At 69.0% G+C, this 15,148-nt stretch carries 11 protein-coding genes; 9 read left to right on the top strand and 2 right to left on the bottom strand.

Annotation, left to right across the window (positions count from 1 at the left end):
- Window positions 1-78: 78 nt before the first annotated feature.
- On the bottom strand, window positions 79-738 hold the full coding sequence (locus ACFV9C_RS28840; RefSeq protein WP_380198573.1) for a hypothetical protein: 660 nt from the start codon (window positions 736-738) through the stop codon (window positions 79-81).
- Window positions 735-1,073: a hypothetical protein gene (locus ACFV9C_RS28845; protein WP_380198574.1), complete on the bottom strand. Its 339-nt coding sequence runs from the start codon at window positions 1,071-1,073 to the stop codon at window positions 735-737. Before ACFV9C_RS28845 ends, ACFV9C_RS28840 begins: the two co-directional genes overlap by 4 nt.
- A 165-nt stretch (window positions 1,074-1,238) precedes the next feature.
- On the opposite strand from ACFV9C_RS28845, the gene ACFV9C_RS28850 reads away from it, so the two are divergent.
- The 9 genes from ACFV9C_RS28850 (at window position 1,239) to ACFV9C_RS28890 (ending at window position 15,141) form a co-directional block, all read left to right on the top strand.
- Entirely contained in the window at window positions 1,239-2,561 is a 1,323-nt protein-coding gene (locus tag ACFV9C_RS28850) for a UDP-glucose dehydrogenase family protein (protein ID WP_380198576.1), read from the top strand.
- Window positions 2,558-3,790 (top strand): glycosyltransferase family 4 protein, encoded by a 1,233-nt coding sequence (locus tag ACFV9C_RS28855; protein WP_380198578.1) that lies wholly within the window; start codon window positions 2,558-2,560, stop codon window positions 3,788-3,790. Before ACFV9C_RS28850 ends, ACFV9C_RS28855 begins: the two co-directional genes overlap by 4 nt.
- A gap of 1 nt (window position 3,791) precedes the next feature.
- Window positions 3,792-5,711 carry an asparagine synthase (glutamine-hydrolyzing) gene (gene asnB / locus ACFV9C_RS28860; RefSeq protein WP_380198580.1) on the top strand — a complete coding sequence of 640 codons (1,920 nt, stop codon included), beginning with the start codon at window positions 3,792-3,794 and terminating at the stop codon, window positions 5,709-5,711.
- A gap of 8 nt (window positions 5,712-5,719) precedes the next feature.
- Window positions 5,720-7,873 (top strand): bi-domain-containing oxidoreductase, encoded by a 2,154-nt coding sequence (locus ACFV9C_RS28865; protein WP_380198582.1) that lies wholly within the window; start codon window positions 5,720-5,722, stop codon window positions 7,871-7,873.
- Window positions 7,870-9,783: an alginate lyase family protein gene (locus ACFV9C_RS28870; protein WP_380198585.1), complete on the top strand. Its 1,914-nt coding sequence runs from the start codon at window positions 7,870-7,872 to the stop codon at window positions 9,781-9,783. The genes ACFV9C_RS28865 and ACFV9C_RS28870 overlap by 4 nt, the downstream gene beginning before the upstream one ends.
- Before the next feature lie 75 nt (window positions 9,784-9,858).
- Window positions 9,859-11,082, top strand: a complete 1,224-nt coding sequence (locus ACFV9C_RS28875; RefSeq protein ID WP_380198587.1) for a Wzz/FepE/Etk N-terminal domain-containing protein — start codon at window positions 9,859-9,861, stop codon at window positions 11,080-11,082.
- The gene (locus ACFV9C_RS28880; RefSeq protein WP_380198589.1) at window positions 11,079-12,710 is read left to right on the top strand and encodes a hypothetical protein; all 1,632 of its coding nucleotides are present in this window, start codon (window positions 11,079-11,081) and stop codon (window positions 12,708-12,710) included. The genes ACFV9C_RS28875 and ACFV9C_RS28880 overlap by 4 nt, the downstream gene beginning before the upstream one ends.
- A complete protein-coding gene (locus tag ACFV9C_RS28885; protein ID WP_380198591.1) occupies window positions 12,707-13,942 on the top strand; it encodes an O-antigen ligase family protein in 1,236 nt (411 codons plus the stop codon). The genes ACFV9C_RS28880 and ACFV9C_RS28885 overlap by 4 nt, the downstream gene beginning before the upstream one ends.
- A complete protein-coding gene (locus ACFV9C_RS28890; RefSeq protein ID WP_380198593.1) occupies window positions 13,939-15,141 on the top strand; it encodes a glycosyltransferase in 1,203 nt (400 codons plus the stop codon). The genes ACFV9C_RS28885 and ACFV9C_RS28890 overlap by 4 nt, the downstream gene beginning before the upstream one ends.
- The last annotated feature ends 7 nt before the right edge of the window (window positions 15,142-15,148 follow it).

The following is a 15,148-nucleotide window of genomic DNA, read 5'->3' on the forward strand; positions in this document are numbered from 1 at the left end:
CCCCACAAGTTCCCGTCGCCCAATACAGATCAACGGAATCCCGCCCTGATACAGCCAATTTGGGGCGTGAGACAGAGGTCAACGTTCCTTCGACTGCGAGCTGCCCGGCCCAGCCGGACGATTGACGTTCGCCTGCGGCGCCGCGGCCGGCTTCGGCGCCGTACCCGCCGGCGGACTGTCCCGCAGAATCTGTTGCAGCACGTCCTGCGGCATCGGGAGCCGGTGCGGCGTGGTCTGTACGCCAGCTCGCTGCGGACCGACTTCCGGACGGCCTCCGCCGATCAGGCCGTGCAGGTTCCGGTCAGGCTGGCCGCGTACCCTACCCAGCCGGTCACCCGCGATCGCGGCCGGATCATCCCGACGGTGGTTGAAAGCGACGATCTGCCGGACCGGTTGCGCGTTCGGGTCCTTGACCACCCGACCGTCCTCGACCTTCGGCAGCGGTTCGAACTCCCGGTAGACCATCCGGTGCGATGGCCGCGGGCGCTCGCGGGTGCCTCCTTCGGGGAACACGTCCACCTTGATCTCCGCGGCGTCCCGGAGGTCGTGGGACGACGGGCCGTAGCTCAGCTGTTTGCCGATGTACTCGCCTTCCCGGCCATCACGCAATGCCTCCATCGCGTCGCGGAACGCCTCGAACTCTCGGCCGGCATCGCTGCTCGGGTCCTGCTTCCACGCCTCATACAGCCTGTTGGCCTCCCGGCGAAGTTCCGGATGCACCACCAGCCGGTAGTTCACCGCTTGTCACCGCCACCGTCCTTCTCGTCCAATCCCCACTCGCGGAGCATGTCGTCGTACGGCACGTAGTCCTCCGGGCGGGCGTTGGCCAGGCGTTCGCGGGTGAGGTCCTGCATTCGACGGTCGGTCTCGGCGTCCTCTTTGAGGGTTTCGTACTCGGCCCACTGTTCGAAGGAGATGACCACGCCTTCCGGGCGCGGGCTGTCGCCGAAGAAGACCGGTTCCGCATGGCCGGAGCGGAACAGTTCCAGGACCCGGCCGAGGCTCTGGCCGACCGTGGTGGTGTCGATGACGCGCACTCGGTCGCCGTTCGGGAGGTCGTACAGGGCTTCCATGATCACTCCGATGTCGGGAGGGCCGGGCAACTTCGGTCTTCCAGGATAGTTTCCCGAGGGAAGTTCTCGCGGGAAGTTTCCACAGGGGTGTATCAGCGTGGTGGGGTGGGTGCTCTCATGGGCGCTGGGGCGTGGGGACGTCGGATCTTGCCTGTGGGGGGCGTTATGAGAGTTGCCGTGTTCGGCTTGGGGTATGTGGGGTCGGTGACGGCGGCTTGTCTGGCTGCTGCCGGGCATGAGGTGTGGGGGGTGGATGTCGACACCGCCAAGGTGGAGCCGATCGCGCGCGGGCACAGTCCTGTGGTTGAGCCGGGGCTGGATGAGCTTGTCGCGGAGGGCGTTGCGGCGGGGCGGTTGCGGGCTACTACCGATCCGCGGGTGGCATTGGACGGTGCCGATGTCTCGTTGATCTGTGTGGGTACGCCGTCGACCTCGGCAGGGAGTACCGATCTGACCTACATCAAGCGCGCCGTGCGGGACATTGCCGAGGCGGCGCGGGACGTCGTACGGCCCGAGTCCGGGTTTCACAGCATCGTGGTGCGCAGCACGGTCCCGCCGGGGACGGTGGACGAGGTCGTCGCGCAGGTGCTGGCCGAGGTGCCGACGCCGGAGGGGCTGACGTTCGGTACGGCGATGTGCCCCGAGTTCCTGCGCGAAGGGTCAGGGCTCGCGGACTTCTACGCGCCGCCGTTCGTCGTAGTCGGCACCCGCAACCCGAAAGTCGGTACCGCTCTGACCGACCTTTTCGCGTTCCTCGGCCAAGAGGTACAGATCGTCGACGTCCGGACGGCCGAGGCGCTGAAGTACGCGTGCAACGCGTTCCACGCCACGAAGGTCTCGTTCGCGAACGAGATGGGCCGGATCTTCCGGCACTTCGCCGTCGACTCGCGCGAGGTGATGAAGATCTTCGTGCAGGACACCAGCCTGAACATCTCGCCGTACTACCTGAAGCCCGGCTTCGCGTTCGGCGGCTCGTGTCTGCCGAAGGACCTGCGCAGCGTCCTGCACCTCGCCCGGACCAACGACACCGAGCTCCCGCTGCTGTCCGGCGCGCTCGCCACCAACGAGCGCAGCGTCCGCGACATCGTCGACCGCGTGATCGCCGGCCCCGGCCGCGAGATCGCGCTGCTCGGGCTGAGCTTCAAGCACGCCACCGACGACCTCCGCGAGAGCCCGAACGTCGAACTCGCCGAACGCCTGATCGGCAAGGGCTACAACCTGCGCATCTACGACGCGATCGTGAACCCCACCCGTCTGGTCGGCGCGAACCTGCGGCACGTCCAGTCGAAGCTGCCACACCTGCAACGCGTCCTCACCGACGACCCGGACGCCGCGCTGGCCGGCGCCGACCTGGCGATCGTCTCCGCGACCGACACCGCCGCCGTCGGTGCGCTGCTCGACAACCCACCGGCCCGGACCATCGACCTGAGCGGCCGGCTCGGCGCCGACGTCGAGGCGCTGCCCGGATACGAAGGAGTGGGCTGGTGAGCGGTCCGCGGGTACTGATCATCATCCAGAACCTGTGGGTGCCGTTCGACCGCCGGGTCTGGCTGGAGTGCCAGGCGCTGGTCGCGGCCGGGTACGACGTGACCGTGGTCTGCCCGAAAGGCCCGGGCGATCCGTCGTACGACGTGATCGACGGCGTGGTCGTGCACAAGTACAAGGCGTACGCGCCGGGTGGCAGCAAGGTCAGCTTCGTCTGGGAGTACGTGTACTCGTTCCTGACGACGCTCCGCCTGGTGTTCCGGGCCCGCAATGCCGGCCGGTTCAAGGTGCTGCAGGCCTGCAACCCACCGGACATCTTCTGGCCGATCGCGATGCTGCTGCGCCGCCTCGACGGCACGCGCTTCGTCTTCGACCACCACGACCTGTGCCCCGAACTGTTCCAGTCGAGGTTCGGCGGTACGGCGAGCCTGCCGTACAAGGGCTTGCGCTTCCTCGAACGGACCACGCACCGCCAGGCCGACCACGTGATGTCGACCAACGACTCGTACCGCCGGATCGCGATCACCCGCAGCGGCAAGGCGAACCACGACGTGACCGTGATCCGCACCGGGCCCGATCCGGACAAGCTCCGCCGCGGTACGCCCGACGAGTCGCTGCGCCGCGGTCACCGGCACCTGGTCACCTACATCGGCGTCATGGGCCCGCAGGACGGTGTCGACATCGTCGTCCGGGCCGCCGACCACATTGTCAACAATCTGCAACGCACCGACATCGCGTTCACGCTGATGGGCGGCGGCGACTCGTTCGACGAGGTGGTCGCGCTGCGGGACGAGCTCGGGCTCGGCGAGTACATCGAATTCACCGGGCGGGTGCCGGACGAGACCGTGCGCGCGGTGATGTCGACCGCGGACCTCGGCCTCTCCCCCGACCCGAAGAATCCGCTCAACGACGTGTCGACGATGAACAAGACCATGGAATACATGGCGTTCGAGCTCCCGGTCGTCGCCTTCGACCTGGTCGAGACCAGGGTGTCCGCCGCCGACGCCGCGGTCTACGTGGAGCCGAACGACGTGGCGAAGTACGGCGAGGCGATCCTCGACCTGCTCGACGACGAGGTCCGCCGGCGCCGGATGGCGAAGCTCGGCCGCGACCGCGTCGAACGGGTACTGGCGTGGAAGCACCAGCAGAAGGCCTACCTCGAGGTGTACGACCAACTGACCGGGCACGTCAGCCGGCTCGGCCCGGTCGCCGGCGTCAAGACGGGGTCTTGACGTGTGCGGCATCGCGGGCTGCTACCAGCAGCGGGACGGCTTCGCGCTCGCGGAGACGATGAGCGACCGGATCGCGCACCGCGGTCCGGAGGCGGACCAGGTGTACGCGTTCGACGAAGGCGACCTCCGGGCGTTCCTCGCGCACCGCAGATTGTCGATCATCGACCTGTCGGCGGCCGCGGACCAGCCGTTCAGCAAGCGCGGGCTGACGATCTGCTACAACGGCGAGCTCTACAACTACAAGGAACTCAGGGCCGAGCTGTCCAAGTCGGGCGTGCACTTCCGCACCCAGAGCGACACCGAGGTCGTGCTGGAGGCCTGGCGCCGCTGGGGTCCGGACGCGCTCCGGCGGTTCCGCGGCATGTTCGCGTTCGCGATGCTGGACGAGGACAGCGGCAGCCTGTACCTGGCCCGCGACCCGCTCGGCATCAAGCCGCTGTACTTCCTCCGCCGGCAGGGCGGGGTGATCTTCGCGTCCGAACTGAAGGCACTCGTCGCCGCGATCGGGTCCGAGCTGCGCACCGAACCCGGCGCGCTGATCGCGTCGATGCTCTACTACTGGCTGCCCGAACAGCGCTGCGCGATCGACGGCGTCGACAAGCTGCCACCGGGATCCTGGGCGGAGTTCCGCCCGGACGGCAGCAGCCGGCACGAGACGTACTGGCGGGTCGCCGATGTCGCGGCCGAGGCCGCCGCCGGCCCGCCCGCCGACCTGCGCCAGGTGATCGAGGAGTCGGTCGCCGCGCACCTTGTCGCCGACGTAGGGGTGTCGACGTTCCTCAGCGGCGGCCTCGACTCGAGCCTCGTGACCGTACTGGCGAAGCAGCTGGACCCGGGGATCGACTCGTACACGATCACGTTCCGTGCGCAGGACCAGAAGCTCGAAGCGATGCCGGACGACGCGATCTACGCGCGCAAGCTGGCCAAGCAGTTCGGCATCGACCTGCACGAGATCGAGATCGCTCCGGACGTCGTCGAGCTGCTTCCGCGGATTGTCGACAATCTGGACGAGCCGATCGGCGATCCGGCCGCGATCAACACGCTGCTGATGTGCGAGACCGCGCGCGACGCGGGCGTGAAGGTCCTGCTGTCCGGGATGGGCGCCGACGAGCTGTTCGGTGGCTACCGCAAGCACCTCGCCTGCGTGATGGGAGCGCAGTACCAACGACTCCCCGGCGTACTGCGGAACGGCGTGGTCGGGCCGGCCGTACGGCGGCTCCCGGTCACCGTCAACGGGCGCGGGCTGCGGTACGCGCGCTGGGCGAAGCGGTTCGAGACGTTCGCGAACCTGCCCGAGGAGGAGGCGTTCCGGCGCAGCTACACGATGTACGACGCGGACCAGCTCGCCGGGCTGATCAGCCCGGACCTCGAGCCGTACGTCGGGAAGCTGCTCGCCGAGCACAGCGACATCTACCACGACAACGCGCTCGACGACCACGTGAACCGGATGTGCCTGGCGGACTCGCGGCTGTTCCTGCCCGGGCTGAACCTGACGTACACGGACCGCGCGAGCATGGCGGCGTCGACCGAGGTACGGACGCCGTTCGTGGACCCGATCGTGGCGCATGCCGCCTTCTCGATCCCGGGCAGCGAGAAGATCCACCGCCGGGTCAGCAAGCTGGCGTTGAAGAAGGCGGCCGAGGCGTGGTTGCCGAAGGAGATCATCTACCGGCCGAAGGCGTCGTTCAGTGCGCCACTGCGCGCGTGGGTGCGGAACGACCTGCGCGAGCTGGTCGACGACACGCTGCTGCGCGGTGAGCTGGTCGGGAGCGGGTTCCTGCAGCGGGCCGCCGTACAGAAGCTCGTCGACGACGAGCGGGCCGGGCGCGAGGACTACTCGAAGCAGATCTGGCAGTTGCTGACCCTGGAGACCTGGACCCGCCACATGCGGTCGCTGGGCGTGACCATTACCTCTTTGTAAGGACGGACATGAAGCAGGTTGCACAGAACTACAAGTCCGGTGAGCTGGTTGTCCTGGACGTGCCTCCGCCCACCTGTGCACCCGGTGGCGTGCTGATCCGTTCGCTGTACTCGCTGATCTCGACCGGTACCGAGCTGATGAAGGTCGGCGAGGCGAAGCTGTCGCTGGTCGGCAAGGCGAAGGCGCGGCCGGATCAGGTGCGCAAGGTCCTGGACACGGTGGCGCAGCAGGGTTTGACGAGCACGTACAAGAAGGTGATGAACAAGCTCGACTCGTACACGCCGCTCGGGTACTCGCTGTGCGGTGTCGTCGTCGAGGTCGGTGCGGGGGCGGAGGAGTTCAGCGTCGGGCAGCTGGTCGCCGCGGCGGGGAACGAGTTCGCGTTGCATGCGGAGTACAACTGGGTGCCGGTGAATCTGTGCGTGCCGGTGCCGGACGGGGTGCCGGCTGAGCAGGCGGCGTTCTCCACTGTCGGTGCGATCGCCATGCAGGGGGTGCGGCAGGCCGAGGTACAGCTGGGCGACACGGCGGTGGTGATCGGGCTCGGCTTGGTCGGGCAGCTGGTGGTGCGGTTGCTGGTTGCCGCCGGCGTGCGGGTGTTCGGGATCGACACGGTCGCGGACCGGTGCCGAATGGCGGAGAAGGCGGGCGCGCTGTACTGCGCGGGTCCGGACGAGGCCGGGGTCGCCGCGCTCGAACGGTCGTTGCTCCAGGCATCCAACGGGCTCGGGGCGGACCGTATCCTGCTGGCCGCGGGCGGGCACTCGAACGGGCCGGTGGAGACCGCGGCCCGGTTGGCGCGGGACCGCGCGCGGGTGGTGGACATCGGCAAGACGAAGCTGGACCTGCCGTGGAACGCGTACTACGACAAGGAGCTGGACGTCCGGTTCTCCCGGTCGTACGGACCGGGCCGGTACGACGACCGGTACGAGCTGGAGGGCATCGACTACCCCGCCGGCTACGTCCGCTGGACCGAACGCCGCAACCTCGAATGCTTCGTCGACCTGATCGCCCGCGAACAGCTCGACGTCGGCGCCCTGATCGCCAACACGTTCCCCATCACCGACGCCACCGACGTCTACCAAAAACTCAGCACCGGCACCTACCCAGGCGTCGGCTTCCTCTTCGAATACCCAAAGGAAGCAGCGTCTGAGGTCCCAGCCTTCGAAACCGTACGGCGTGAGTCGGCCGGGCGACCGGTTTCCGGCGGCGTGGTGCGGGTGGGGTTTGTGGGGGCGGGGAATTATGCGTCGAGCATGTTGTTGCCGCATCTGCAGAAGGATGAGCGGGCCGTGCTCGGGCGGGTGGCTACCAACAAGTCCTTGTCGGCGGCGAATGCTCAGCGGCGGTTCGGGTTCGAGCAGGTGTCGACCGACGCCGACGAGGTGCTGGGCGACGAGAGTTTGGATGCGGTGTTCGTGGTGACGCGGCACAGTTCGCATGCCGACCTCGCCTGCCGGGCGTTGGAGACCGGGAAGGCCGTCTTCGTCGAGAAGCCGCTGGCGTTGAACGACGACGAGCTGGACCGGATCGTCGCGACCGTGGATGCCACCGGCAACGACCGGCTGATGGTCGGGTTCAACCGCCGGTTCGCGCCGCTGCTGACCGACCTGAAGAACCGCTTCGGCGCACCAGGCAACACGTCCGTCCGCTACCTCGTGAACGCCGGCAAGCTCGACTCCACCAGCTGGTACCTCGACGCCGGCAAGGAGGGTACGAGGTTCGCCGGCGAGGGCGGGCACTTCATCGACACGCTGACCTGGTGGCTCGACAGCCTCCCGACCGAGGTGTACGCCGTACCAGGCCCGGAGGCCGGCGACGTCCTCGTCACGCTCCGGTTCGCGAACGGCTCCGTCGGCACGATCACGTACGTCGGCGGCGGCAACGCGCGCTTCCCGAAGGAGACGATCGACATCACCGGCGGCGGCCGCAACGCGCGCTTCGACAACTTCCAGCGCGCCTCGGTCTGGGCGGGCCGCAAGCCCACGACCCGCAAGACCCGCGCCACCGACAAGGGCCAGCGCAACGAGCTCGACCGCTTCATCGCCGCCGTACGCACAGGCGCGCCGATGCCGATCCCCTTCGACCAACTGATCGCCACCACCCGCGCCACCATCGCAGTGGACCGCAGCCTGACTTCCGGCAAACCGGAGACCGTGTGAGCCGCCAGCCCTTGGGCTGGTACGTCCGCCGCCTGCGCAGGATGTCCCCCACCGAACTCATCCAGCGCACCAGCGATGCCGGACGCCGTACTGCCTGGGCCTACCAACAGGTCCGGCCCGGGCAGCACGGAAACCTGCACGTGCCCCTCCGACGCGAAAGAACCTTCAGTACGACGCTCCCGCCGCACACCGCGTGCGCCGTACCGGAAGACGCCCGCAAGGCAGTGATCCAGCAGGCCGACGCGATCCTGGCGGGCAACCTGGAGGTACTAGGTGTCGACCGTACCGACCTCAAGGCACCTGACTGGTTCCGCGACCCGGTAACAGGCCGCCGTTCGGACCCGACGCAGTACGTGTTCAAACTGAACCACCGCAACGAGCAGGTCGTCGGCAACATCAAGCAGGTGTGGGAGCTGTCCCGCCACCATCACCTCACCCAGTTGGCCGCCGCGTGGTACCTGACCCACGACGACCGGTACGCCGACCGCGTAGCCGACCACCTGAACGACTGGTGGCGCACGAACCCGTTCCTGTCCGGAGTGCACTGGGCGAGCGGTATCGAGATCGGCCTGCGCCTCGTCAGCTGGACGTGGATCAGACGCTTGCTCAACGACTGGCCGGACGTCACAGACCTGTTCGAGCACAACGAACTCGCGCTACAGCAGCTGTACTGGCACCAGCGCTACCTGGCCGCGTTCCAGAGCCACGGCTCCTCGGCCAACAACCATGTGATCGCTGAAGCAGCAGGACAACTAGTAGGCGCCTGTGCGTTCCCGTGGTTCACCAAGAGCGACCGCTGGCGCGCAAACGCCGCAGCCCTGCTGGAAAAGCAGCTCGACGCCAACACGTTCCCATCCGGCCTCAACCGCGAGCTGGCCACCGACTACCACCGCTTCGTCTCAGAACTCGGCCTGTACGCCGCCCTGGAAGCAGACACCGCCGGCCACCCGCTGAGCCAAGAAACCTGGGCCCTACTGACCCGAACCCTCGACGCAGCCGCAGCAATCGTCGACAACCGCCTACGCCCACCACGGCAAGGCGACGACGACGAGGGCATGGTCTTGACCCTGGACCCACCAGACGCGAGCACGTGGTCGGCGTACCTCTCCCTAGGCGCAGCCGTGGTCGGCCGAACGCCCTGGTGGCCAGAAACCCCCAGTACTGCGACCTCAGTCCTCGTCGGCGCCCTGGTGAACGGCCAGCAACCGGACCGCCCCGCCGAACGCCCGGGCCACTTCAGCGACGCCGGCCTGACTATCCTGCGCAGCAACAACATCTGGTGCCGCGCAGACGCCGGCCCGCACGGCTATCTCTCCATCGCCGCGCACGCGCACTCCGACGCGCTCTCACTAGAGGTACGTGCCGACGGCGTAGACGTCCTGGCCGACCCCGGGACGTACTGCTACCACGGCGAAGAAGACTGGCGGAACTACTTCCGCTCCACCATCGCCCACAACACCCTCGAAGTAGCCGGCGCGGAGCAGTCCGTCTGGGGCGGCCCGTTCCTGTGGTTGCGTGGGGCAACCGGCAGGGTCCTGCACCGCTCCCCCACCACCTGGGACGCCGAACACGACGGCTACGCCCCCGTGACCCATCGGCGTACGACGACCCTGGACAACGGCGTGCTCCGCGTCGAGGACCACCTGGACGCGACCGCCGACATACGGATCGCCTGGCACCTGGGCCCCGAGGTGGACGTCGACCTGGAAACCGGCCACCTGCGATGGCCGACCGGTACAGCGACCGTCGAGCTGCCCGAAGCCCTCGAGTGGACGGCCTATCGCGGCAGCGACGATCCGTTGCTGGGTTGGTACTCACCGCGGTTCGGCCTGAAGGTTCCTTCCACAACGTTGATCGGCGAAGGCACCCTCACCGCCGGCTCACCCGCGATCACCACCGTGCGGTTCTGACCGCGTGCTGTATCAGCGTCGCGCTGTTGGCCCTCTATTACCGGACACAGTTCGGCGTTTCGGCTGGAGGGGACCGTGAGCGCACAGCAGCTCGACGTGAGGAAGTCGTGGCGGGCAATCCGCAGGCACCGCCTGATCGTGGCGGCCGCCGCAGTCGTCGGCCTGCTCGGCGGGATCGCCTACGGGTTCGCCGTACCGGCCCTGAACACCGCCACGTCCCTGGTCGTGCTGCCGCCGCCCGCGGCGAACGATCCGGCCGCGACCGCCACCCAGCCCGGCACGCAGAGCATCGAGACCCAGGTCTACATCGCGGGCAGCGAACCGGTGCTGAAGAGCGCCGGTCAGAACCTGACGCCCCCGCTGCCGACCGAAACCGTCCGAGACCGGGTCAAGGTCACTGCCGTCACCACCGACGTCGTCCAGATCGACGCCCAAGGAACGACGCCACAGCAGGCGATGCGGCTGGCGAACGCGGTCGCCGAGGTCTACCTGGTGTTCATCACGACCAACCAGCAACTGCCGGGCGACCTGGGGAAGAAGACCGGCGCCCGGGTGCTGGAGCAGGCCACGACCGCACACGGCGGCAACGTTTTCGTGCACCTGGGCGTCCTCGGCCTGCTGGGCGCACTGGGCGGTGCCGTGATCGGTGCGATCGGTGTCCTGGCCATGGTCCGCGGCGACCGGCGGCTCCGGCTGCGCGACGAGATCGCGGACGCGGTCGGCCTGCCGGTGCTCGCCTCGGTCTCGTCGTACCGTGCGACCGACCGGTCGGACTGGGCCTACCTGCTCGAGCATTACCAGCCGACCGCGGTGGAGGCCTGGAGTCTGCGCAAGACCCTGCACCATCTCGCCCTGGACGTACGGGACGGTACGCCGGGAACGCTGACCGTGCTGTCCTTCGCGGGCGACGACAAGGCGCTCCCGCTCGGCCCGCAGCTCGCGGCGCTGGCGAACTCGATCGGTATCCCCGCCGCGATCGTGATCGACGGCCACCAGGAACCGGAGGCCGACCAGGCACTCACCATCCACCTCGTGGTGGTCGAACGGGAGACACCGCACCTGGCCGAGGCCGAGCACACCGCGAGCACGATCGTCGCGCTGTCGGCCGGCTTCGTGACCGCCGAACAGCTCGCCCGGCTCGCCGTCGCCGCCGCGGCCCAGGACCGCACCATCGACGGCATCGTCGTCACCGATCCCGATCCGACCGACCGCACCATCGGCCGGGTCTCGGCCGCGGCCCGGCGGGCGGGCTCGCGACTGCCCACCCTGCTCAGCGGGACGGCACGGAGGACCCGATGAGCAACCAGCCGTACAACGAGCCCACCGTCCGCGAACCGCTGTGGGCGGACGACGACGACCTGTTCGACAACGAGCGGTCCGCGTCGTTCCCACCGGACGCGCTCGTCACCTTCCGGTTCATCCGTGACGCACTCCGCCGGCACCTGCGGATCTGGTTGGTGCTCGGACTCGTCGGCCTGGCCGGCGGGCTCGCCTCGCTGGCCGTGCTGCCGGCGCCGATCACCTCGCAGAGCCGGCTGCTGCTGACCCACCGCGACGGCGAGGACGGCACCAAGGCGATGGCCACCGACGTCAGTCTCGCCACCACGAACACGGTTGCCCAACGGGTCATCGACCTGCTCAAACTGCCGACGACACCGGACAAGCTGCTCAAGGACTACACGGTCCTCCCGACCACCGACCGGATCATGCAGATCACCGCGGCCGGCAAGACCCAGGCCGACTCGACCAAGCTGGCGACCGCGGTCGCCCAGGTGTTCCTGATCTACCGCAAGCAGCAGATCGCCCTGCAGGACGCGCCGCTGACGCGCGACCTGACGGCGGCCCAGAACGAGCTCGCGCTCGCCCAGCAGGCCGTTCAGGCCGCCGGCGACGACCCGAACGAGCTGAAGCATCCGAACAGTCCGGAGGGTGTCCGGCTCGGCGCCGCACGGGACCAGGTGCAGTACGTCCGGCAGCAGCTGCTCGACCAGCAGACGCAGGCGGCCAAGATGAACAGCAGCCGGGTTCTCGACGCGGCCGCGCCGGTCAAGGCCTCGTTCAAGAAGACGCTCGTGATCAACGCCGGCACCGGAATGCTCGCCGGGCTGTTCCTCGGCATCGGCTTCGTCATCGTCCGCGCGCTGATCTCGGACCGGCTGTGGAAGCGGCAGGACATCTCGCACGCGCTCGGGACTCGGGTCCGGCTGAGCACACCGCGGCCGCCCCGCTGGCGGCTGCTGCCGAGGCCCGCGCTGCTGCGGGACAACCAGCGACGCGCCCCGGAGAACCAGCTGATCGTCCAGCACCTCGACAAGCGGCTCTTCTGGGGTGAACGTCCGACCCCGGCACTCGCGGTCGTCGCCGTCGACGACGACTACACCTGTGCCCTCGCGGTGGCCTCGCTCGCGGTGTCGCTGGCCGGGGAAGGCAAGCAGGTCCTGGTCGCCGATCTGACCCGCGCGGGCAGGCTCGGTCGGATGCTCGGCGTCCGGACGCCGGGGACGCACGAGTCCCGGTTCAGCGAGCCCGGCCGGCGGATCGACGTACACTTGGCAGACCCGGTCGCCGGGCCGACCGAGGGTGCATACCTGCGGCTGAGCGAGACGACCCGTCCGGGTGGCTCCGAGAACGTCGCGCTCGACGCGTCCTGGGAGGTCGCGGACGTCGTACTGACGCTGGCCCAGCTCACGCCCGAGCTCGGCGCGGACCACCTCGGTACCTGGGCCGCACACGCCGCCGTCGTGGTGACGGCCGGGCGCTCGACCGCGACCGCGGTCCAGGCGACCGGCGAGATGCTGCGGCTGGCGGGCCTCGACGTGGACACCGCGATCGTGCTCCGCCCGGACCGTACCGACGAGAGCGTCGGCGTCGCCGAGGCAGAGGGCGGCCGGAACCGTGCGGTCGACCTCGAGATGTTCGGCCGATGACGATCCCGGACACCCGGGCCCGCAACGCACCCCCGGTCCGGCCGACGCGGCGGGTCGTCGCCCCCGAGGTACGGCGGCGCCGCCGGGTCCAGCTGACCTGGGCGCTGATGGTGCTGAACGTGATGACGTTCTTCCCGGGCGCACCGCACCTGCTGCCGATCCCGGGGTCCCTCGGCAAGCTGATCGCGCAGGGGGCCCTCGTCGGCGCGCTGGTGATGGTGCTGACCGTGAACCGGCCGGTGCGGGTCCGTCCGAGCGTCTACGTCGTACTGCTCATGACCCTGGCCGCGGAAGCGTTGCTGTCCAGCGTCCATGCCGAGTTCCTGTTCGGCGCACTGTTCCGCGCCGGGCGGCTGTTCACGTTCGCCTTCGTGCTGTGGCTGCTGACACCGTGGTGGACGCGGCGCGACCTGTTGCTGGTCCGCACGCATCTGATGGTGTTGTGGGCAATCGTCGGCTCGGTCGTCCTCGGTCTGCTGGCGGCGCCCGGCCTGGCGCTGACCGAGGGCCGTCTCGGCGGCACGCTCTGGCCGATCCCGCCGACCCAGGTCGGGCACTACTCCGCGGTCGCGATCGGCCTCACGATCGTGCTGTGGATGTCCGGCCTGCTCCGCCGCGGGGTGGCCCTCACGAGCGTGCTGATCTGCGTCCCGGTCCTGCTGCTGACCCATACCCGGACAGCCTTGGTCGCCATGCTCGCCGGCGTTCTGATCGCCGGACTCAGCCTGTTCACCGCGCGCTCCCGGGTCCGTAGGTCGTTCGCGATCGGTCTGGTCGTGTTCACGCTCGGTGCCCTCACCGTCGGCTCGGTCGTGACCACCTGGCTGGCCCGCGGCCAGGACACCGCGGAACTGGGAGCGCTGACCGGACGGAAGGCCGTCTGGGAGGCGATCCTGGCTCAGCCACGCTCGACGTTGGAGATCCTGTTCGGCTTCGGCCTGTCCAACAAGTCCTTCAACGGCCTGCCGATCGACAGCAACTGGCTCGGGACGTACTACGACGTCGGCCTGCTCGGCTGTGCCCTCACCGTCATGCTGGTGCTGTTCGTACTGACCGCGGCCCTGTTCCGGCCGCAGGGTCCGCAGCGCGCGCTCGCCCTGTTCCTGGTCGCCTACTGCGTCGTCGCCTCGTTCACCGAGAGCGGGCTCAGCGAAGCCTCGCCGTACCTGCTGGACCTGACGCTCGCCGCGTCCTTGGTGTACTCCACCTCCACCCGCGAAGGACCGCGATGAAGATCCTGATCGTGCACAACAGGTACCGGTCGACCGCACCGAGCGGCGAGAACCAGGTCGTCGACCAGGAGAGCGCGGCACTCACCGCGGCCGGGCACCGGGTCCGGCACTTCGAGCGGCAGAGCGACGACATCGAGGACTGGTCGGCGCTGAAGAAGGCGGCACTGCCGGCCCGGGTCGTCTGGAGTCGCGCCAGTCGGCACGATCTGGCCCGCGAGCTGATCCGGCATCCGCCGGACGTGGTGCACATCCACAACACGTTCCCGTTGCTCAGCCCGTCGGTGCTGTACGCCTGCCGGCAGGCCGGCGTACCCGTGGTGATCACGCTGCACAACTACAAGCTGCTCTGTGCCAGCGGTGACTTCGTCCGCGATGGCAAGGTCTGCCACGACTGTGCCGGCGGCAACCCGATGAGCGGCGTACTGCACCGCTGCTACCGCGGGTCGGCGCTGGCGACCGCGACCACCGTGCTGAACACCCGCGGCCATCGCAGCGGCTGGCAGCGCCTGGTGTCCGCCTACATCTTCATCTCCGAGTCGCAGCGCCGGTTGATGGCCGGGATGGACTTCGATCCGCAGCGGACGTTCGTCAAACACAACCTCGTGCCGTACGACGGCCCGCTCGCGCGCCGGGCCGAGCGCCAGGTGGCGTACGTCGGCCGGTTGGACGCGGCCAAGGGCGCGCCGCTGCTGATGAAGGGCTGGGACGCGTACCGCGCGACCGCGGGCGACAACGCGCTCCGCCTGGTGATCGCGGGCGGCGGGCCGATGCTCGACGAGGTCACCGCCTGGGCGGCCGATCGCCCGTCGGTCGAGCTGCGTGGCCTGATGAGCAAGCCCGACGTGTTCAAGCTGATCAGCGAGTGCCGCGCCGTCGTCCTGCCGTCGGAGTGGGAGGAGACGTTCGGGCTGGTGGTGGTCGAGGCGATGGCCGTCGGCGTACCGCCGCTGGCCACCGCGCACGGGTCGTTCCCCGACCTGATCACCGACGGCGTCGACGGTGCGCTCTTCGCTCCCGGCCGCCCGGACGCGCTCGCCGCCCTGCTGCGCGACGTCGACGCCGACCCCGAGCGGTACGCCGGTCTCGGCCGGCGGGCGCGGACGACGTACGAGACCGATCACCGGCTCGACCGGAACCTCCAGCAACTGCTCGACATCTACCGCTTCGCGGTGGACCACCCGGCCACCGCACACCGCTGAGCCGAGG

Source organism: Kribbella sp. NPDC059898 (genome assembly GCF_042730855.1).
Taxonomy (GTDB): domain Bacteria; phylum Actinomycetota; class Actinomycetes; order Propionibacteriales; family Kribbellaceae; genus Kribbella.

Bases quoted from the DNA above. Each gene is read 5' to 3' on its own strand.
- ACFV9C_RS28845 (WP_380198574.1), bottom strand. From the start codon at position 1,073: ATGGAAGCCCTGTACGACCTCCCGAACGGCGACCGAGTGCGCGTCATC.
- ACFV9C_RS28850 (WP_380198576.1), top strand. From the start codon at position 1,239: ATGAGAGTTGCCGTGTTCGGCTTGGGGTATGTGGGGTCGGTGACGGCG.
- ACFV9C_RS28865 (WP_380198582.1), top strand. From the start codon at position 5,720: ATGAAGCAGGTTGCACAGAACTACAAGTCCGGTGAGCTGGTTGTCCTG.
- ACFV9C_RS28880 (WP_380198589.1), top strand. From the start codon at position 11,079: ATGAGCAACCAGCCGTACAACGAGCCCACCGTCCGCGAACCGCTGTGG.
- ACFV9C_RS28885 (WP_380198591.1), top strand. From the start codon at position 12,707: ATGACGATCCCGGACACCCGGGCCCGCAACGCACCCCCGGTCCGGCCG.
- ACFV9C_RS28890 (WP_380198593.1), top strand. From the start codon at position 13,939: ATGAAGATCCTGATCGTGCACAACAGGTACCGGTCGACCGCACCGAGC.